General features: G+C 47.3%; 13 protein-coding genes. 3 read left to right on the forward strand and 10 right to left on the reverse strand.

Features of this window, described 5'->3' with window-relative positions; translation table 11 throughout:
- Positions 1 to 45 precede the first annotated feature (45 nt).
- Both amaB and E2R66_RS09650 read left to right on the forward strand, forming a co-directional pair.
- The gene (gene amaB, locus E2R66_RS09645) at positions 46 to 1,587 is read left to right on the forward strand and encodes an L-piperidine-6-carboxylate dehydrogenase (protein WP_133230039.1); all 1,542 of its coding nucleotides are present in this window, start codon (positions 46 to 48) and stop codon (positions 1,585 to 1,587) included.
- A gap of 22 nt (positions 1,588 to 1,609) precedes the next feature.
- Positions 1,610 to 3,247 (forward strand): S8 family serine peptidase, encoded by a 1,638-nt coding sequence (locus tag E2R66_RS09650; RefSeq protein ID WP_133230041.1) that lies wholly within the window; start codon positions 1,610 to 1,612, stop codon positions 3,245 to 3,247.
- A gap of 139 nt (positions 3,248 to 3,386) precedes the next feature.
- Here E2R66_RS09650 and E2R66_RS09655 read toward each other — a convergent pair whose 3' ends face one another.
- The 9 genes from E2R66_RS09655 to miaB form a co-directional block, all read right to left on the reverse strand.
- Entirely contained in the window at positions 3,387 to 4,172 is a 786-nt protein-coding gene (locus E2R66_RS09655) for a mechanosensitive ion channel family protein (protein WP_133230043.1), read from the reverse strand.
- Positions 4,173 to 4,564: 392 nt separating this feature from the next.
- Positions 4,565 to 6,202, reverse strand: a complete 1,638-nt coding sequence (gene groL / locus E2R66_RS09660; protein WP_133230045.1) for a chaperonin GroEL — start codon at positions 6,200 to 6,202, stop codon at positions 4,565 to 4,567.
- A gap of 115 nt (positions 6,203 to 6,317) precedes the next feature.
- Positions 6,318 to 6,614 carry a co-chaperone GroES gene (locus E2R66_RS09665; RefSeq protein ID WP_133230047.1) on the reverse strand — a complete coding sequence of 99 codons (297 nt, stop codon included), beginning with the start codon at positions 6,612 to 6,614 and terminating at the stop codon, positions 6,318 to 6,320.
- A gap of 221 nt (positions 6,615 to 6,835) precedes the next feature.
- The gene (gene secG, locus E2R66_RS09670) at positions 6,836 to 7,192 is read right to left on the reverse strand and encodes a preprotein translocase subunit SecG (RefSeq protein WP_133230049.1); all 357 of its coding nucleotides are present in this window, start codon (positions 7,190 to 7,192) and stop codon (positions 6,836 to 6,838) included.
- Positions 7,193 to 7,204: 12 nt separating this feature from the next.
- Positions 7,205 to 8,977 carry a hypothetical protein gene (locus E2R66_RS09675; protein WP_133230051.1) on the reverse strand — a complete coding sequence of 591 codons (1,773 nt, stop codon included), beginning with the start codon at positions 8,975 to 8,977 and terminating at the stop codon, positions 7,205 to 7,207.
- 21 nt (positions 8,978 to 8,998) lie between these two features.
- Positions 8,999 to 9,514, reverse strand: coding sequence for an LptE family protein (locus E2R66_RS09680; RefSeq protein WP_133230053.1), 516 nt, complete (start codon positions 9,512 to 9,514; stop codon positions 8,999 to 9,001).
- Between the two features lie 13 nt (positions 9,515 to 9,527).
- Positions 9,528 to 10,778 (reverse strand): sigma-54 interaction domain-containing protein, encoded by a 1,251-nt coding sequence (locus E2R66_RS09685; protein WP_133230055.1) that lies wholly within the window; start codon positions 10,776 to 10,778, stop codon positions 9,528 to 9,530.
- A 68-nt stretch (positions 10,779 to 10,846) separates the two neighbouring features.
- Positions 10,847 to 11,215 (reverse strand): four helix bundle protein, encoded by a 369-nt coding sequence (locus tag E2R66_RS09690; RefSeq protein ID WP_133230057.1) that lies wholly within the window; start codon positions 11,213 to 11,215, stop codon positions 10,847 to 10,849.
- Between the two features lie 47 nt (positions 11,216 to 11,262).
- On the reverse strand, positions 11,263 to 12,711 hold the full coding sequence (gene miaB, locus E2R66_RS09695; protein WP_133230059.1) for a tRNA (N6-isopentenyl adenosine(37)-C2)-methylthiotransferase MiaB: 1,449 nt from the start codon (positions 12,709 to 12,711) through the stop codon (positions 11,263 to 11,265).
- A gap of 149 nt (positions 12,712 to 12,860) precedes the next feature.
- Here miaB and E2R66_RS09700 point away from each other — a divergent pair, with 149 nt between their 5' ends.
- Positions 12,861 to 14,672 carry a hypothetical protein gene (locus tag E2R66_RS09700; RefSeq protein WP_133230061.1) on the forward strand — a complete coding sequence of 604 codons (1,812 nt, stop codon included), beginning with the start codon at positions 12,861 to 12,863 and terminating at the stop codon, positions 14,670 to 14,672.
- 137 nt (positions 14,673 to 14,809) lie between these two features.
- Here E2R66_RS09700 and sov read toward each other — a convergent pair whose 3' ends face one another.
- A complete protein-coding gene (gene sov, locus E2R66_RS09705; protein ID WP_240049275.1) occupies positions 14,810 to 21,958 on the reverse strand; it encodes a T9SS outer membrane translocon Sov/SprA in 7,149 nt (2,382 codons plus the stop codon).
- Positions 21,959 to 21,974: the final 16 nt, after the last annotated feature.

A 21,974-nucleotide genomic window follows, 5' to 3' on the forward strand; every position in this document is an offset into this window, starting at 1 on the left:
TCTGATTTGCCCTAAAGATTTTTACCTTTGACAAAAGTAATAATTATGAGCCTAATAATATCGGATATACTCCATCATTTACATATAAATAACATAAATGAGGCATTTAGTACCGGCAGCAACTGGGGCAGCAGCCCTGATGCTGCAGTGAAAGACATCTTCTCGCCTACGGATGGCAAGAAGATAGCTTCAGTTAAAATGGCCACCGCTACGGATTATAACGCCGTTGTGGAAAGTGCGGCCAAAGCCTTCAAAACCTGGCGTACCATACCTGCGCCAAAGCGCGGAGAGATAGTAAGGCAGATAGGCGAGCAATTGCGCGTCAACAAAAAAGAGCTGGGTACATTGGTAAGCTACGAAATGGGCAAGAGCTTGCAAGAGGGTTACGGCGAAGTGCAGGAGATGATAGATATCTGCGATTTTGCCGTGGGGCTTAGCCGGCAGCTGTATGGCCTTACCATGCACAGCGAACGGCCAGAGCACCGCATGTACGAGCAGTATCACCCGCTGGGAATCGTGGGCGTTATATCGGCCTTTAATTTCCCGGTAGCGGTTTGGAGCTGGAACGCTATGCTGGCCTGGGTTTGCGGCGACGTATGCATTTGGAAACCATCAGAAAAAACACCATTGACGGCCATTGCCTGCCAGCATATAGCACAAACCGTTTTTAAAGCAAATAATATCGAAGATGGCGTAAGCTGCCTGGTAATTGGCGACCGCGAAATTGGCGAGCTGATGGCCAACGATACCCGCGTGCCATTAGTATCGGCAACGGGCTCAACCCGCATGGGCAAGGCCGTGAGCGCAGCCGTAGGCGCGCGTTTGGGCAAAAGCCTGCTGGAGCTTGGCGGCAACAACGCCATCATTATTACCGAAAATGCCGATTTGGACATGTCGCTCATCGGCGCAGTATTTGGTGCGGTGGGCACGGCGGGGCAGCGTTGCACCAGTACACGCAGGCTTATCATCCACGAGCATGTTTACGAAGCTTTTAAACAGAAACTGGTCAATGCCTATCAACAAATAAAAATTGGCGACCCGCTTAACGAGAACAACCACATGGGCCCGCTGATCGATCAGGATGCGGTTACGTTGTATTTAGCATCGATAGAAAAATGCAAGGCCGAGGGCGGCAACTTCGTGGTAGAAGGCGGTAAACTGGACGGCGATGCGTACTCGTCTGGTTGTTATGTAAAGCCTTGCATTGCCGAGGTGGAGAACCATTACCAGATTGTGCAGCACGAAACCTTTGCCCCTATATTGTACCTCATCAAATTCAAAACCATCGAAGAAGCGATAGAATTGCAGAACGGCGTCCCGCAAGGCCTATCATCCGCTATCATGACACAAAACCTGCGCGAGGCAGAAACATTTTTGTCTTACGCGGGTTCTGACTGCGGCATTGCCAACGTAAATATCGGCACATCCGGCGCAGAAATAGGCGGCGCGTTCGGCGGGGAAAAAGAAACCGGCGGTGGCCGCGAATCGGGTTCGGATGCCTGGAAAGTGTACATGAGGCGCCAAACCAATACTATTAACTATTCAAAAACGTTGCCTTTAGCACAAGGCATCAAATTCGACCTTTAACATTTAATCCCTGTATAGATCTATGCACAAATTTGGCAGATTATTCTCCGGCGCGGTATTGTGCGGCGCACTCTTAAGCAATTTTAGCGGCTTTGCCCAGGTATCCGCTCCCGAACCGCCAAAAGCCTGGCACCTGATGGACCTGAAGACCGACGGATTTTTCGGTATCAGCGCCAAGCAAGCTTACCTGTTTGTGGCCGGCAAAAAAAGCAAGCAAGTGGTAGTAGCCACCATAGATAGCGGTATTGATACCGCGCAAGCCGACCTGAAACCCGTGCTTTGGACCAATACCAAAGAAATTCCCGGCAACGGCATAGATGACGACCACAACGGCTATGTAGACGATATACATGGCTGGAACTTTTTGGGCGGCCCCGGCGGCAAGTGCGATTTTACCGAAACTACCGAGGAAGTGCGCGAGTACAACCGACTGAAAGAAAAGTATGACAAATTGGTGAGCGCACCTGCGGGCAGTGAAAAAGACTTTGCCTACTGGGAGAAAGTGAAACTTACCTACGAAACCACGGTAAAGAAATCTAAAGACGAGATTGAGCAGCTGCAGCCTGCTATGAACGCGCTGATGGCTACCAGCGGCTATATTAAACGTGCACTGGGCTTAAAACCGGACGCGTCTTTTACTGTGAAAGACCTTCCAAGAATCAAAACCACTAACGATACCATTACCCAAAGCAAATATGTTTGGCAATCGGTTTTTGATCAGGAGGGCGGCGGTGCTACCAATGCCAAGATCATAACTGATCTGAGCGAGTACCTGGCCAAACTAAATAACGATGTTAATCCTGATTTGGATGCCCGTAAACGCATTGTAGGCGATGACCCCAACGTGCAGGATGGCAAGCCCTACGGCAGCAACATCCTTAAATTTGCCGATGCATCGCACGGTACGGGCGTAGCAGGCCTGATAGCCGCTGTGCGCAACAATGGCTATGGCCTTAACGGCGTGGCCGATAACGTGCGCATCATGGCCATTAAAGCCGTACCCAATGGCGACGAGTATGATAAGGATATAGCCAACGCCATCCGCTACGCGACAGATAACGGTGCAAAAATCATTAACATGAGCTTCGGCAAAAAGCTGTCGCCGCATAAAGATTGGGTTGATGCTGCCATCAAATATGCCGCATCTAAGGATGTGCTGCTGATACAGGCATCTGGCAATGATAATCTGGATATGGATGCCACCCCCGAGTACCCTAACGATATTTTTGCCGATGGCACGGGTACCGATGCGGATAATCTGATAAGCGTTGGTGCATCTTCGGCTAAATTTGATGAGAACCTTGCAGGCAGCTTCAGCAATTACGGCCAACGCAATGTGGATGTATTTGCGCCTGGCGTAAAAGTTACTTCAGTTGATACCGATGCTGAATTCAACACTGCAGATGGTACCAGCTTTGCCTCGCCTATCACCGCCGGCATTGCAGCATTGGTTTTAGAGTATTACCCAAGCCTAAGTGCAAAACAATTGAAACAGGTACTGCTGGAATCGGCAACGCCTCTAACCGGCACCATGGTGCTTAAACCGGGCACTAAAAATAAAGTAGCTTTTACTACTCTATCCAAAACCGGCGGCATCGTAAACGCTTACAGGGCATTGCTTGCAGCATCAAAATTAAAAGGCGAAAGAGTGGCGATATAACCCAATGGTTGCATGCTAGCACAAATTGCAATAAACATAATGCAGAAAGCCGGCCCTTATTGGAGGTCGGCTTTCTGCATATATATGCTTTTGCGGTAGTTAGAAAACCTGTAACAGCTATGGCATTATCGCCGTGCAATTATACCCCCGGCAGCTTCACCCCTGCTTCGGCTAGACCTATTACAATGCGCTCCTGCAACTCTATTTTGGTGGCCAGGAAGTTGGCCGGCTCTACCCAAACATTTATGGTAAATCTTACGCCATCAATTTCCAGGGCAACCACGCCTACGCGCGTTGCTGGTTCTGGCAAAATGGCGGGAATGGTTTTTATAGCATCATTAATAATCTGCTTAACTTGTGTTACATTGGCTGCGTAGCCCAGTTTTATTTCAAAATCAAGGCGACGTTTACCTTCGCGGGTAACATTTACGATTACCTCATTAAACAGCTTACCATTGGGGATGATAACCGTTTTATTATCTGCTGTAAGCAACACGGTGTAAAATATCTGTATAGAGGTTACCTTCCCGTCCTGGCCCTGTGCAACTATGCTGTCATCGATCTCAAAAGGTTTCAGCATCAGTATCAATACCCCTCCCGCAAAATTTTGAAGCGTACCCGATAGCGCCAAACCAGCGGCAACACCAAAAGCACCGATGATGGTGCTCATGAAGGTCAGTTGAAATCCGATGAGGTTTAATACCGTGAAAATAAGGGCCGAATAAAGCGCGGTGACAGTAAGGCTTAAGAAAAAAGGCTGTAAGGAAGAGTGAACGCCGGTAGCATGGATATGCCTGGTAATGCGCGAACGGAAAATCCTGATGAACCAAAGGCCGACAAAGAACAGAAACAAACCGAAAACAACCTTCGGCCCGTTATCAACCGCCCAAACATGAAATTTATGATAGAATTCTTTTAGCTCCATAGACAGGGGCCGAAATTAAGGATTTTTTGCTGATTAGCTATATATCGCCACGAACAGCTCCGGGCCTTTAAACAGCACCCACTCTACTATGCGGCTGTGTATTTGTGTTTTTTTAGATTTTAGATTTTTCATAGTACTATGCCTTATTCAAACGCTGTGCCTAAAACCTCGAATAATAATATAGTTACGAAAATTTCACATACAGCGATTTCTGAAAGGCCAAACACCTTAAACCTACTGCCCTACCCATTTATGGGGGGCAATTGGACCGTACAGAAAATTGTGCAAATAAAAACCCTGTCTGCAAAAACAGACAGGGTTTTTAAAATTCTATTCCCTCTTTGCGCCGTCGCTAAAGCTATTGCGACACGCTACAGGGGGGTTAGGGGGCATTACATCATGCCGCCCATGCCGCCGCCGCCCATAGGTGGCATGCCGCCGCCTTTTTCGTCTTCCGGATCGTCGGCTAACACACACTCTGTGGTTAACAACATCGATGCGATAGACGCAGCGTTCTCTAATGCTACACGGCTTACTTTAGTTGGGTCGATAACACCGGCACCAATTAAGTTTTCGTAAACATCGGTGCGTGCGTTGTAACCGAAATCGGCTGTACCCTCTTTAACTTTTTGCACTACTATAGAACCTTCGATACCAGAGTTCTGGCAAATTTGGCGAAGCGGTTCTTCAATAGCACGACGGATGATCTGGATACCCGTGTTCTCATCCTCGTTGGCACCTTTAAGTTCGGCCAAAGCAGCAATTGCACGAATGAATGCAACACCACCACCTGCAACGATACCTTCTTCTACAGCCGCACGGGTTGCATGTAAAGCATCGTCTACACGGTCTTTCTTCTCTTTCATCTCTACTTCAGAAGCAGCACCGATGTAAAGAACAGCAACACCGCCGCTTAATTTTGCTAAACGCTCCTGCAGTTTTTCTTTATCGTAATCAGAAGTTGTGGTTTCTATCTGCGCACGTATTTCGTTTACACGGCCCTTGATCAAATCAGAATCGCCGGCACCGTTTACGATAGTTGTATTGTCTTTATCTACAGAAATCCTTTCGGCCTGACCAAGCATGCTCAGGTCAGCGCTTTCCAGTTTGTAGCCCCTTTCTTCAGAGATAACGGTACCACCTGTCAATACGGCGATATCTTCTAACATTGCCTTACGGCGATCGCCAAAGCCCGGTGCTTTTACAGCAGCAACTTTCAGCGAGCCACGGATTTTGTTCACCACCAAAGTAGCCAGTGCTTCGCCATCAAGGTCTTCAGCAATAATTAACAATGGTTTGCCTGTTTGTACTTGTTTCTCCAGGATAGGCAGAATCTCTTTCATCGAAGAGATTTTTTTATCGTAGATAAGAATGTATGGATTATCTAACTCAACTTCCATTTTTTCGGAGTTGGTTACAAAGTAAGGAGAAAGGTAACCACGATCGAACTGCATACCTTCTACGGTTTTCACTTCAGTTTCGGTACCTTTTGCTTCTTCAACGGTGATAACACCGCTTGTGCCTACTTTTTTCATCGCATCAGCAATCATCTCGCCAATAACTTCGTCGTTATTTGCAGAGATTGAAGCCACTTGCTTGATTTTGCCGAAATCGTCGCCAACATCTTGTTTCTGAGCTTTCAGGTCGGCAACAACAGCTGCAACAGCTTTGTCGATACCACGTTTCAGATCCATTGGGTTAGCGCCGGCTGCAACGTTTTTAATACCTGCAGTTACGATAGCCTGGGCCAAAACGGTAGCAGTTGTAGTACCATCACCTGCAATATCAGCAGTTTTAGAAGCTACTTCTTTAACCATTTGCGCACCCATGTTTTCAATAGGGTCTTTCAACTCGATTTCTTTAGCCACGGTTACACCATCTTTGGTGATAGCCGGAGAACCGAATTTCTTATCGATGATTACGTGACGGCCTTTAGGGCCTAATGTTACTTTAACTGCATTAGCCAGTATATCAACACCGCGTTTTAAAGCGTCGCGTGCCTCAACATTATATTTAACTTGTTTTGCCATTATTTTAATTTTTGAATGATTTGATTTTTAGTTAGAAGAATTAGAAAAGTTGTAAGAGTTAGAAAAGTTGATGTTACTGATTTTAACTTTTAAAACGTTTTTAACCTTTTACAACTTAATTAAATACCGCGTAAATATCAGATTCGCGCATAATCAGGTACTCTTTACCGTCAACTGTAACTTCGGTACCGGCGTATTTGCCGTATAGGATCTCATCACCAACTTTAACGGACATTGGGATTAACGTGCCAGACAAGTCGGCATATTTACCGGGGCCAACAGCAACTACAGTGCCTTTTTGTGGTTTTTCCTGAGCTGTTTCGGGTACGTAGATGCCCGACGCAGTTTTAGTTTCGGCAGCAGCGGCTTGTACAACCACCCTGTCTGCACTTGGTTTAATGTTTAATGACATAGTAATACTATTTGTTGAAATTATAATTTTAAGTTTTCACTGATGGTTTTCACATCAATTATGCCAATGCGGCCTTTCCTGTTTTATTGTCAGATTTATGTTGGTCGCTCTGCCTACCGTAACACTGGTTTAACATGGGGGTGTCATCGTGTCAGCCCCGTAATTAGCCAAAAAAGGCCCTGGAAAAAATCCAGGGCCTCCTGATAATATCTTGGTTAATATTACGGTTTCTTAGTGCCAGCTGGTGCAGTTGGGCCGATCGGCAAAACCTGTTGCTGTGGTGCAGAAGTAGCCGGTTTTGACATTTTTTGGATTTGCTCTTTAGTAAGGCCCTGATCCTGCGATTTTTGAACGCCACCCTTTACAGATACGTTGATAACAAGCGCAAGCACCATAATGCTGATAGCCAATGCCCAGGTACCTTTCTCCAAAAAGTCGCCGGTTTTTTGCACGCCCATCAATTGAGAAGAGCCTGCGAAATTTGATGACAAGCCACCGCCTTTAGGGTTCTGTATCAATACGATAAGGCCCAAAAGCACGCATATAATAATGGTGAGGATAATTAAGAATAAGTACATTTGTTTTATTTATTAATTGATTTTCTTTTCTAACTGTTCAATCTGGGCTGCAAAGTAAAGCTTTTTTTCCGGGATTTTCAACATCAATTTTTTATAAGTAGCTATGGCTTTATGGTATAGCATCTGGTCGCCATAAATGCGGGCCAGTGTTTCGGTCACCATAGCATCCTGATCTTCGGCGCTTTTCCTGGCTTTATTCTCGTTGTCCAGCTTATCGGGCGAAAGCGGCTTTATCTGCGGATCGGTATGTATGAAACGCTCTATTATTACATCCTCCTTTTTGCCTGGGTCGAATTCTACTTTCGGCGGCTCAATATCGCCTATACTGCTGACAGATGTAAGACTGAAGATATTGGCAAAATACTGCTGCTGTAGTTCGTCGGTAGCCGACCTTGAGGCAGAAACATTATTATTTGGTGTGTTGCCTTGTGCAGGCGGCGCGTAGGGCTGGTAAGCAGCGGCATGCTCTTTACGTGTTTTATCCAACCACCACATGAAGCTGTAGGGTAGGGTATCATCGTTGTATTTAGAAACAATATCCTGCTCTTTTTCTGCAGGTTCGGCCTGTTGCGCTGCTGCGAGGGAGGCTTCGGCAACCAGGGCTTCTGTAACAACCGACTGCGGTTCAGCAAGAGTTTCATCTTTCGATGCTGTACCGCCAGTGCGCAATTCATCAAGCTTTTTATCGAATGACAGGTAATCTGTAGCGGCGATGTTGCCATAAATCAGCTTCTCCGTTTCGGCATCTATAAAGCATTGCTGGGCGGCTACGTCCTCATCCGCTGCATTTACTATGGTATCTTCGGGTAGTTCGTCTTCGGCAAATTTATTACTGAGGCTTTCTACGCCTATATCATCTATGCTTACTATCTCGTTGTAAATTTCATCTGCAACATAGTCTTGCTTATGGAAAACATTCTCAGGCTCATAAGTATCAAATGAAGATACATCTACTGGCTGCGTTATTGGCTGTGTGGGTACAGCAGGCGATTGCTCTGCCCCGGGTGGGATAATTGGAGCGACTGGCTCAATCGGCAAAGCGGGGGTTGCAGGTGTGAAATACACTGGCTCAATCTTTGGCTCTGCAACGGGTTCCGGATGTGCCGGGGTATCAACCGCTACAGGTTTAACCTCATCCAATTTCGAAAAATCCCAGGGGTTGTCATACTCGTCGTCGTCATCCTGGTATGCCGAACTTTGCGAACTAGTAAGTACCTCTGTATATTCAGGTTCGTGTGCGGGTAAGGCAGGCGGAACGCCAGATTCATTAATATCAACCGGCGATTGCTCCGGTGAAGGCGCGGAGAATGGAAAGATACTTTCTGTTGCCGGCTCGGCTTTGCTTTCCTCAAATGCGGGCAGGTTCTGCACGGCATCTAAAGGAGATGGCGTTGAAACAAGTTCACCAAGATAATTTGTAGGGATGTTGATGGAGCGGGTAAAGGAGTCTTCCAACTCAGTAGCCGGGCCGCTGTTGAAGTAGTTTTCAGGCCCGGCAGTGTGCACGCTAATGAGGCCTTTATTTATCCGCTCACGTGCTACGGGCAGCAGGTCATCGGCATCGTGGAGTATCTTATAGAGCGTTTTAGGGCTGAAATAGGCAGACGCCCTTCGTATATCGGGTGTTTGGCCCGACCGTGCGTACATCACCTGCAACAGGCCGCTTTGCGGGTTATCCTGCACCAGCCGCTCTAAATTGTGCTTATATAACTGGCCGTTCTCGGCCGGGTTCGCCAGCAGGTCCCACAAAATTTCCTTATGCCTGTTATCTATATTTTGCTCCACCTTGCTAAAACTACAAAATGCTTACCAATTATTAAACGCCTTGTTAAAAATATCGTCCGTGAGTTGCTTGTTGATTTCCGCAATCAAAGCCTGCTCCTGCGAAGAAAGGTCGCCCGTAAAATCTTTCGATTTGGTGAACGGTTGCTCAAAACTAAGCTTTTTATCCTTATCGTAGGTAAATTTCACCGTTACGGTTATGGTTAGGCGGCTGGCTCCGGCAATTGGCGCAGTATTGTTATTGGTTGCCTGTATCGAAATCGGCGCATAATTATAACCTGTTATAGCTCCCGAGATAGTGGCATCAGCCTCACCCCTTACAATACTGATGCTGGTTTGGGTGCGTATGCGATTCTTCAATGCTTCTGTAAAACTCTGGCTAAGCGTGTTTACTACCAGTGGGGCCGTGTTTTCGAAATATTGTATGTTAATGGTTTTAAGTTCCTTAGGCACGGCTGAGCCATTGAGCGACACCGTGCAGGAGTTGAACAGCATTACCAGGCTTGCCGCAACCGACAATAAAAATAGTTTTTTAGTCATATACCTATGATAACTATAAATTTAACTCTTTTATTTTACGGTACAAGGTTCTTTCTGAAATACCCAGTTCGTTTGCAGCCAGCTTGCGTTTACCCTTATGCTTTTTGAGGGCTTTGCGTATCAAATCCGATTCTTTATCCACCAACGAGAGCGACTCTTCCACCTCTTCAGCATCATGCGTAATGTTATAGGCATCGGCGGTGCTGCTGTTGATGCCTGTTGTTACCGGCTTTTGCAAAGTAAACTGTGGTTCCTGATGATTGCTTTGCGGTAATTCGATATCGCGGTACAATTGCGTAAGCGTTTGCGAATGATTTTGATGGTTAACGCTCACCCCGCCATGTTCGATGATATCGGCAACCAACTTTTTCAGTTCCACCATATCGCGCTTCATATCAAACAATACTTTGTACAGGATATCGCGCTCGGAGAAATCTTCTTTGGGTTGATTATCCAGGCGCATGGGCAGGTTGCTGCGGCCTGTTTCGTGCGGAATGTAGGTAAGCAGCGTTGCTGCGGTAATAATACGGTCGCGTTCCAGCACAGCCAATTGCTCGGCCATGTTTTTTAACTGGCGCACGTTTCCCGGCCAGGTATAGTTGATCAAAACCTGTTGCGCATCCTCGTCCAGCTGAATTGGCGGGGTGCGGTACTTATCTGTAAAATCGGCCGTGAACTTACGGAACAGCAGGAAGATATCTTCTTTCCTGTCGCGCAGTGGTGGTATGCGCAAGGGTACGGTATTTAAACGGTAGTACAAATCCTCGCGAAATTTACCTGCTTTAACCGCATCGTAAACATCTACGTTCGTCGCAGCAATCACCCGCACGTTGGTTTTCTCTACTTTAGAGGAACCCACGCGGATATACTGGCCCGATTCCAAAACGCGTAGCAAACGGGCCTGGGTGCCTAAGGGCATCTCGGCAATCTCATCCAAAAAGATGGTACCGCCATTTACGGTTTCAAAGTAGCCTTTACGCTCGCCAACGGCACCGGTATAGGCACCCTTCTCGTGCCCGAAGAGTTCCGAATCTATAGTCCCCTCGGGAATAGCGCCGCAGTTTACGGCAATAAACGGCCCGTGTTTGCGCGGACTCATCTGGTGGATGATGTGCGAAAACACCTCCTTACCACTTCCGCTTTCGCCAGTTATCAAAACCGAAATATCTGTTGGAGATACCTGGTTAGCTATATTGATGGCCCGGTTAAGCAACGGCGAATTGCCGATAATACCGAAGCGATTTTTAATTTCTTGTATTTCCATAGTTAGATGCAAGATTCAAGACAACAAGAAGCAAGAAGAAAAGACTTGTTCTGTCATCGTGATTCGATTTAGTCGTCTCCATTCATAATGCGCTCTCTGAAAGCATATCTCATTTTTTGAAGTTCTACAACTAATTCCAAACATTCATTTAGTTTTTCTTTTGAACCATATTTTCGCCGCTCGCATATTAATAACTGCGTCTCAACCTCAAAGGAAGATGTAAGTGAAGTCGTCAGAAATTCACCGAAGTGCACTTTGGTCCTTTTACCGGAGCCCTCCGCAATATTTGATGGTATAGAACAAGAACACCTGTTAAGCTGATCGATTAGATTAAACCGTTCATCAATAGGTAAGCCTTTGCAATAATCAAAAGTTAAATCCGTCAAGTCCATAGACCGCTGCCAAATCTTCAAGTTCTTGAAATTGTGCCTAATCATGACTTTCTGCTTTTTTCTCTTGCTTCTTGATTCTTGACTTCTTGCTTCTATTCCACTATTCTTCCTATCAGCGTTGCCGATGTAGTCCTCTCCACCAACACATTCGCGTATTGGCCTGGCTTGTACCCTTCTGTTACCGGGAATATCACCATCGCGTTCTGGTCGCTTCGGCCGCAATAATCGTTGTTCGATTTTTTAGAGAAGCCCTCTATCAGCACTTTCTCTACACGGCCTAAACGTGCCTGCATGCGGTAGTACGAGTACTGTTGCTGCTTGGCTACTATTTCTGCCAAACGCGCTTGTTTTACGGCTTCGGGTATATCATCTGCATAACGTTTGGCGGCTAAAGTGCCGGGTCGTTCGCTGTATTTAAACATGTAGGCAAAATCGTATTTTACGTAATCCATCATGGTTACGCTGTCGTTATGCTCCTCATCTGTTTCGGTGCAAAAACCGGTAATCATATCGGTTGATATTGCGCACTCCGGTATTATCCTGCGGATGGCGTCGATACGGTTGATGTACCAGTCGCGGTCGTAAGTGCGGTTCATCAGCTCTAGTATGCGGCTGCTGCCGCTTTGCACTGGCAGGTGTATATAGTTGCAGATATTATCGTACTTGGCAATGGTGTAAAGCACCTCGTCGGTAATGTCTTTAGGGTGTGAAGTGGAGAAACGAACCCGCAAATCCGGGTTAATTAAAGCAACCATTTCCAACAGGTTGGCAAAGTTTACAATCTTCACTTCGCTTACTACTGCCAACTGATCACTGTTATCTGCCAACTGGCTACTCCACTTGTACGAATCCACATTCTGCCCCAGCAAGGTTACCTCGCGGTAGCCGTGGTTAAACAAATCTGTACATTCCTTTACTATCGAAACCGCATCGCGGCTACGCTCGCGGCCACGGGTAAATGGCACCACGCAGAACGAACACATATTATCGCAGCCACGCATAATGGAAACAAAGGCGTTGATACCATTACTGTTCAGGCGCACCGGGCTGATATCGGCATAAGTTTCTTCGCGACTAAGCAATACGTTTACAGCGCGCTGGCCACCATCTACTTGCTCTATCAGGTTTGGCAGGTCGCGGTAGGCATCTGGGCCTACTACTACATCTACCAGTTTTTCTTCCTCTAAAAATTTAGCTTTAAGGCGTTCGGCCATGCAGCCCAATACGCCAACCACCATGCCCGGGTTTTTGAATTTTGCTCCGGCGAATTCTTTTAGGCGGTTACGCACGCGTACTTCCGCATTCTCGCGGATAGAGCAGGTGTTGATGAAAACCACATCAGCGTTGTTGAAATCGCCGGTTGTTTCAAACCCGCTGTCGGCCAGTATCGAAGCTACTATCTCGCTGTCAGAAAAATTCATGGCGCAGCCGTAGCTTTCTATATAAAGCTTGCGCCCGTTATTTTTGCCAACAGGTTTCAATACCAAAGCCTCGCCCTGCCTGCTCTCGTCATGTGCCTTATCCAGTATAAGCAAATCCATCGTCATCCTTAAAAATTGAAGGGCAAAAATACAAAATTTTAGTTAATGATGTGACAGTTTGTCAGCGACTAACAAAATGAATATTTTATTGTTAAGTAAATGCCTCTGATATTGGAGGATAATAGAAGGTAAAACAAATCGCACTGGAAATGTCCTTTAAACTATTAAAGCACCGCTGGCAAAAAATCACCCTAATTGCTTTGCTCGCCATGTTCGGCGTTACGATTATAGCCGCACTATTCGCCAATAGCTACTTTGCGCCAAAATTGGCCGATAAGATAAAAGCCGAGGTACTTAAAAGTAGCGATAGCCTCTACTGTATAAATATCGGCAATACCGAATTGCACATCCTCCGCGGCACCGCCACCCTCTACGATATCAAACTGAGTGTAGATACCAGTGTTTACAATCTCAAGAAAAAACAAGGCACCGCACCGAACAGCCTGTACCAATTGCAGGTAAACCGCTTAGTGGTATCGCACATGCAGCTGCTTAAGCTATATTTAAAAAAGGAGCTGAATATCGGCAGGATAACCCTGAACGCTCCCGAAGTAGAGATTGGCTACCATGTCAACCAACCCGATACGGCTAGAAAAGATAACCGCACGCTTTGGCAAAAAATATCCAAATCGCTTAAGTTGGTTAACGTGGGCGAGATTTTTTTGAACGATGTAAAGTTGAAGTATAAAGATTACTCGGGGCCTAAAGTAGCCATATCGAAGTTTAAGCAACTCAACCTTAAAGCCACCAGCATGCTGATAGACTCGGCAACGCAAAAAGACACGAGCAGGTTTTTATTTTGCAAGGACATTACTACCGAGTTATTCAATTACAGCAGTAAATCGGCAAATGGGCTCTACAACTTCAAAATTAAGTCCGTAAAGCTATCTACAGAAACTTCCCGCTTAATTATTACCGGCCTAAACTTACAACCCGCAGACCATGTTAAATTCTTCAATACCGTAAAGGACGACCGCTTTACCCTGAGGATAGATTCGGCCATATTCAACAAATTCGATTACCAGAACTACCGTGAAAAACATGATTTGGATGTATCGAAAATCACCCTGTATAAAGGTTTTTTTGAGGTGTACAGCAACTATAACGGCAAGTTACAAACAACAGACAGGTTGGTTACCTTCCCCAACTGGGCCATCCGCCATGCCATCAAAGCAAAGCTGAACATCGATACGCTCGACCTGAAAAATTTTGCCGTAACCTACAAGCAACTCAACAAAGTGCCCATGAAAACGGGAATGATATGTTTTAACCGTATCAACACCCGGTTCCTCAACCTTACCAACAAAGCAGAAAAGCTCCAGAAAAACAAAATCGCAACCGCCAACGTCAGCAGCTATTTTATGGGAAAGGGAAAGTTCAACATATCCTTCAACTTTAATTTAACTGATGCGGCTTACAGCTACAGTTACAAAGGGTACCTTGGACCAATTGATATGGCAGAGGCCAACCCTTCACTGATGCCCTTATCACTGGTCAAAATCACTTCCGGAAGAGTAAAGAGCCTCGATTTTAATATTCACAGCACACAAAAAACTTCTACGGGGACGGTGTCGCTGTTATACAATAATTTGCAGGTAGATGTGCTGCGGAAAGATTACACCAAAAAATCCGTCATCACCACGTTGGCAAATACATTCATCCTCAAACATGATAACCCGGACGATGGCGGCAATACGCCGCGACTGGCAAAGGTGGCGTTCATCCGACCTGCAAACTTCCCTTTCTTTAAAACCGTTTGGCAAACCATTTTGGCGGGCATGAAACCATGCGCAGGCGTGGGCAAAACTCAGGAAGACAAATTCAACAAGCAAAATGCCGATGACGCCCGCAAAGAACAGGAAGATTTGCTGAAGGATGCCAAGAAAAAGAAGGAAGAAGAGGATAAGAAGTTTAAGGAGGCGTTGAAAAAGAAGAACGAGGAAGAGAAGAAGAAAGGATAAACCATCGAGTCACTACGAGCGATAGCGCGGCAACTATTGGCAAGTAGTTCGGATATGCAGAGCGGCACTGCTTAACGGGGATTGCTACGTAGCCCCCGCTCTATGCCTTCTGCCGCTCCTCGCAGCGGTGAGGAGCGTTACTGCAACAATAGCTTCAAGTTAATCCCAAAGTTGGTAAACGAGGTATTAAATGTTTGCGAGGTATAAGGTTTGGTAATATTGCTGTCGTAAAAGATATTGAGATTGAAACGCTGGTTGATGACGTAATCGATGGATGGGCGCATGGTGATATTCTTGGAACCCGACGATACCTCTGCCTCCTCCACGTCAGCGCGGTATATTAGCGTTTTGTTATCGCGGATGGACACATCCAGCTTAAAGTTGATATCGTTGTTGGCCTTGCTGGCAAACCAGCCAAACGGCATCTTGAAATTCTTAGGGCGGTAACCAAAACCTAACACCACGATATTCTCGCTTTGCTGGGCCAATTGACTGTTCAGTAAACTGAGGGCCAGTGAACGCGTTTTGCGGAACTCGAGGTTGGCGGTCATGCTGTTCTTAAAACGTACATCCACGCCCAGCAGCGGCACAAATTGCTCAAATATACTCACCTGCGTCATCTGGTAAAAGGGCAGGAAATCGGCATTGGCATCGCGCGATGTTACGCCGCCATTGGCTTCCTGGTATTGCAGCAGCGTAGTATACCCGTTTACGTTGTACGAAGAACGGTAACCGTGGCGAATATCAAAGGAATCGAAAATCTCGGTAAGAAAGGCAATCTTGCCTAGTCCGTTGTAGGTTATTTGCCAATTGGGTATAGGTGTAGAGGGGAACTGGCTAAGCGAAACACTGGTTGCATCTTTACCCATATAAGCGGCTAAAAATGCCGGCACCAATACATTCTGCGCATTGGCCCCGTAGCCATCGGCAAAGTCTGTGGTACTAACACCCGAGTTAGGGTTTGCAGCCCCCAGGCGTTTAGAGATTACCGCCCTGTTATCTAAAAATTGCTGGAAGGTGGTCGATTTATTACTAACCCCTGTGGACTTAGAGAACGCTGTAGCCAATGATAAGATCGATACGCTGTACGTACCCGAGGTGGTAGGGCTAAGGTTTTCTATGCTATTGCTGCTGGCCAGATATTTAAAGTTGGTTTGATAGTTACGGTCCTGCGTTTTAAAGGCTATCAGTTCTATCCGCAAATCTTTAAATGGTTCTATAATGCTGCGCAGGTGCAAATCGGAGTTGAAGGTGCGCACATAGGGTTGGTTTTGCAGCGTATCGCTGGTTATCCAGCCATTGGCAACGGCACGGTTACGCAAATCGGCCTGGCTGCCCAACAGGAAGCCAATGCCCGGCGAATCATACGTAAAATCCTGCCCAAAGAAATTCGATTGCGGCAAATAGCCAGGTAAAAAGGTACCCTCGGTGCGGGTGTAGGTACCGCTTACGTTTTTGATGCCCGTCAATATGCCCAGCAGCACGCCGCCAATGCCACCTTTATCCGCAGTGCCTTTGCGTAATGCCTTAAACTTATTGTAAAGCGTGGTGAACGTCAGCGTTGGGTTCAGTTGTATGGTGCGCGAGTTTTGGATACTGTTACCAACGTTATAGTCGGGGTTGTTAATAGCAAATTCGGGCTGGGTTTGCCAGTTGAAGTGCGTGCTGTAGCGGGCTATCAGGGCCGTCCAATCCATACCCGGTATTTTATTTATCGGCGTGGTATAGTTAAAGTTGATGGTGTGATTATAGTTGGTGGTGCGGCCAAGCCTTTTTAGGTTCTCCCATAGGGTATCCCGCTTCAGCCCGTTGATGCGGCCCGCAGGTTCATCTACTACAGATAAATTGGTAGCATCAATATCCATCTGCAGAGATTTGGATAAATTCCAGCCGATACCGTAAACACGGGTAATATTAAAATTTTTATTGAAACTGGTGGGTATGGGTATATAGTTATTAGGGTCGTTGTTCCGCAACGTGTTTTCCGAATAATATCTGTCGAAATTGATGCTGAAATTCAGCCTGGATGGCAACAGACTGAAATTAAAATCCCTTGCCAAAGCCAGCAGGTTACTTTTGATAATTTTTTCAAAAGGCGAATAATATTTAGGCTGGTTGCTGTAGTTATAAGCCAGGCTTACACGATATGTGCGCGCAAGATCGCTCTGTACAATGAAATCGTGGTGTGTATATTCGGTATAAGCGTAGGTGGCGCTAAAGTTCTCAATATCATAAACACGTACCGGCGCGTTGGCATCCGTTCGCTCTTTATGCACATTGGTAAAGTTGATGCTCTTGCGCATGGTGTAATCGATAGATACATTGCGGATAGAATCCCGGGCCTGCGACGTGGGTGCAGCGGCGAGGGTTTTCTTCAGTTCCACATCCGGCGATTGCGGGTCGTACTGCGGGGTGGCTACTGCGTTGCTCACGTTTATATAGGCCGGTATCTTGATACCGCTTTTGGCCGGGAAGAATTTGCCCAGTTCCACGCTGCCCGATATATCGTACAACTGATTATCGCTTCGGCTCCTGTCGCTCACGCGCGAATCTAGCGAACCAAAACCAACGGTACTTTTACTCCCCGATACGGTGATGTTGGCAAAATCTGCCAGGGCAAAATCTGCCCTTGCAGTTGCCGCCCATCCGCCGCGCTGGTCAAAATCTGTCAACCGCAGCTCATCAAACCACAACGTTCCCGTTTTATCCAAACCATCATCCGACCCCGCATTGCTTCCCTTATAAGGGTTACGCACGCCCACCATAATGGTACGCAGACGGCTGAGGTCGGGCTGGCCTTTTATGGTTACTTTGTTGCGCCCGTCGGTATAGACAAACGGCGTAGTAAATGGCCATGGCAAGCCATTCAACTTGGCGTTGTTACGGGCCAGTTTGGCACTGGTTAACAGGTCCAGCTGCAAATCCAATTCGTTGCCGGCGGGCCATATGGCACCAGGGTCGCGGGTACCGGGCTGGGTTATAGCCAGAGGTACTTCGTATTCATAATAGTTATCCTGATAGTCTACCCCCAAACGGATAAAGGCGTTCAGGTCATTATCCACCAACTGGTCACCCTCGGCATGGATAAACATCTGAATCTTTTTGTACGAACGCAAATCATTATAAAATGTGCGGAACGCGGCGCGGGAGTAACCATCGCGCAGGTTGGTAACCTTTATCGATAAGGATTGCTCGTTCAGCTTGGTATCTGTTTGCAGGTTGTTATAGTTGCGCTGGCGGTTTATGCCCGGCGGCACTACGTAAGGTATAGGCGTGCGGTTACCGTTCTCTTCAATGTTCACCGCCTGCACATCCAGCACCGAGTTATCGTTTGTTGGATTTTGTATGGCTGGGTCGGCAATTACATTCAAAGGATTGTTAGCGGCGTTGAAGCTGCGCCATTCGCCACGTACCAACTGCAGGGTAGCAAAACGCAGTACCGAAGTATCGGCAAAATTGGTCATGAACATGCGCATAAAGCGGATGGCCTTAAAATCCTGTATGTTGCCTACCTTGCTTTGGTAATCGGCTATCGGTATCCTGAACTGGTACCAGGTAACGGCTTCCGTTTGGCCATTGGCCAGCTTTACGTTGGAGGTTACCTTATCGCTGATGTAGTTTTGGCCAACCAGCATATCCTGCGGGCGGATAGACACCCGGTACTGGAAGTACTCGTCTGTCTGGCTCATGTTGTTATCTTTGTTGATGTCCTCACCATCGGGCAGGGAGGTCGATGCTGAGGTTTGCAGGCCAAGCTCTGCCTGCGATTGCTCTGCTGTTTTGGAGTTTCCCTCAGTGCCATTGTAGCGGCTATAACGCTCCATGATGCCTGCGCGCGACTGGTCCAAATCAGGGCCCTGGTAATAGCGATAATCATCAGATGATGGGTCGGCTACGAAAGCGGCGGCGGCCTGCGGACTCAATACAGCTTTCACCTGGTTTACTATGCTGGAGAACTTCGTTTGCTCATCAGTGCTGTTCAAACCGTCTAAGCCCACATCCTGCAATGCGCGCGAATTGGGGTCGTTGTCAAAAGCGTTAATAACCGGCTGCAGTTTAGATACCCTGCCCCAGTTAGTGTCGTCGGTTTTATCGGTAGCGCCGTCAATAGGAAGGCCGTTCTCTAGGCTCTTGCGGCCATCTTTCAGCACGTCTTCAGATACGCTGCCGAGGTTAAAAAACAAGTCGCCGCCCTGCGATGCGGGCTTATAGATGAATGGGTCCATTACCCAGAACTCGATATAGCCTACGTTCAACGATTCGAAATCGTTGGTCTCCAGCTTACGGAACATACCTCCCCAGCGGGTTTTAGGGTTCTGCAGCGAACCATCGCTGTTGATGCCCGTGGTGGTATAGTTATATGGCCCGCGTACTGTTGGGTAGAAAGCCATGTTCAGCGTGGCCAAAGTTAACGGCTGCCCGGTTACCGATTGCTTGTAGGGGAACACTTCCTGTTCTATCACCTGCCTTACGTAATGGTTCGATAGGTCGGTGCGGTTAATGGGGATATTGCCGGAGTTGGTATAAAATATAGGGTCGATATTGTAGAACGCCAAACGCGCGCGGTTAAAGCCGTAGCTTAAATCGTTAAACAGCTGCGACTCGTTGAACATCTGCGGCGTGCCGGATATTTGCCAGCTCACGGCACTTTTCACATCGATAACCGAACGGCTGTTCTCGAAATCATCAAGATACGAAGTACCGTTCTTCGAGCCTGCAAAGTTCAATGCGCCCGGGCTGCCGGGCATCAGCTTCGCAAACTCGCCGCTTAGGTTGATAGTAGATGGTGCCTTGGTATTAATTAGCGGTATCTTGTCTACCAGCCGGGTTAAAAAGCGTGATGTAGTAGTATAATTGGCATCGAAACCGAAGATGCTGTTGGAGATAGACTCCTCGCCCACCAACTCATTCTGCGTAATAGGTTGCTCGGTAAGGTGCATAAAGGTTGCGCCGAGGGCAAGCTTATCGCTTGCGCGGTAATCGAGCCGGGTGCCCCAAAGCGATTTTTGCTGTACGCCAAAAAGCTCGTTATTCTCCAACTTGATATTAATGGGCTGGCCCGAGGAAAGCAGTGCCTGATTCAATATCCTAATACGGCCCGAACTATAATCGACGGTGTAATCCGCCCCCTCATTCAATTTTAAATTGCCTGCCGTAACCACCACCGAGCCCTGCGGTATATTCACAGCATTCAATTGGTATTCAGAGCCCTGGGTTGAGGTGTATGTTCCTTTTATCAAATACCTGTTCAGCTTGGGGAAAAGCTGTTGTGCGATGGTTTTGGTAGAATCATACAAGGGTTGGTACACATACCGCGCGGCAAGGTCGGCCTCGCCGGGGGTAAATTGCTTCGCGAGGTCGGAGCCGAAAGGCTCCAGCACCGGGAACATAATGCGCCCATTCTGCGAATCAATGGTTATCCCCTCCAAAAAGTCGAAGAAGCCATCGGGCCGCTTATCGCTCTGCTGATCCAGATTATCCACGCTCGTTAGCTGCAGCCACCGCTTGCTTTTGGTGTTCGTACCCTCATCCATTATCGTTTTCTCGATGCCCGATTTATCATCCAGGCGACTGATGTTCAGTTTAAAATCATTCGAACTGATACCATACGCGCCCAGCGAGTAGATGTTCTTCATCATCAAATCCCAGGTAGGCAGATTGGTTTTCAGCAATTCGTTCTTCAATAATTTCACGAAGAGTACCTTCGGCGTGGCGGGGTCAACGGCTTGGTCGCTACTGAACTCGCCCACCTGGTATTGCTGCCCGTTATATGAGTATTGGTAGGCCACAGCCAAAACCTCGTCGTTATTCAAAGGGTAATTCAGCGAGATATAACCCAACTGCGGATGCAGGGTGTATTCCTTTTCGGTGAGCTTGCGGGCGTAGGTAAGCTTGGCGTAGTTATCGGTTGCACCCGTTGCGCGGAAGTAATTAGCCACATCATTGGAATTGGTGGCACGGGAACCGGCGGGCAGGTTTGCCAATAAATTGTTGGATTGCTGGGTAAAACCAGGCCCGCTGAAACCCGCAGGCAAGCCACTAAAGCCCGCACCGCCTTGTACAGTGGGATTGTATGGCCTGTTCTCGCCCAAATCCAAAAAGGCCAGTATGTCGCGACTATCGGTGGTTACGTTGGTGCGGTTGGTTGTCCAAACCTCTATCTTGGTGATGTTGATGTTGGAGCTGATGATGGGGATATTGGCCAGCGCGCGGTTATAGTTATTGCGGAAATATTGCGATAAAAAGTAGTGCTTGTTGGCCTCGTAATCGGCTGGGGTGAGGGATATATTACCCTGCTGCGAGCCGTTGGTTATGGTAATATTTTTTGATTGCGAACGCTGCTGCGACAGGATGGTGGTGATATCCAGCTTGCCGAATTTCAGTTTAGTCTTCACGCCGAAAAGCGCCTGGCTGCCCGTAATAAGCGAGGTATTCAGTGGCATGCTTACGGTACCGGCCTCTATCTTCTGGATGATCTCATCGGGGTGGCCGGTATAATCCAACTTTATCTGGTTCTCGAACTGAAACTGCGCCTCGGTATTGTAATTGGTGCTTATCTTCAGCTTATCGCCAATATCGCCGGTAACGTTCAGCTGTATCCGCTGGTCGAAATTAAAGTTGAACTGGCTGCGCTGGCGGGTATTAAAAAGCGGGTTCTCGTTCTTGTTTATCTGCCCTGCCAAAATCACTTCTGCCGAACCTTGCGGGCGAATGTTGATGTTAGAGCTGCCGAAAATCTGCTCAAATGTTTTGCTGCGCACCTTTATCTGCGGTATAAAACCTGGCTGCTGCGAATCGTAGGCATAGTTATCTGCCAGTTGTCGGTAGTATTCGCGCTGCACGCCTTTTTGCTGCAGTTTTAAATACTCGGCAACAGTAAGGTACTGCGGGAAACCGTAATTCAAATTGCCCAGCTTTTTGTAAACAATGTACGTGTTGGTGAGCGGATCATACACCACGGTGCGCACCACTCCAGGCGGGTCGGTATCAAAGTACCCATCCAAAGCCAGCTGGTTACGGGTTTTGGTTAGCTTGGGCGCGCCGCTTAGGGGTGTGGTATTTCTTGGTTTGGTGGTATCGACGGGGTTATTGGTTTGCTGCTGCGTTTGCGCCTGGGGGCGTTGCTGGCCGGGCTGTTGCTGTTGGGCACCCGGCTGGGTACTACCCGGGCGGGCAATGGTAGTTTGTCCGGGTATTTGCTGCTGGGCCAATAGTTCCCCGGTTCCGCAAAAAGCAGATAGCAAAAGCGTACCTATAAAAAATTTACAAGTAAGTTTTCTAACCAAGGGGTATCACAATTTT

The sequence above is a fragment of the Mucilaginibacter psychrotolerans genome (genome assembly GCF_004519315.1).
Lineage (GTDB): Bacteria > Bacteroidota > Bacteroidia > Sphingobacteriales > Sphingobacteriaceae > Mucilaginibacter > Mucilaginibacter psychrotolerans.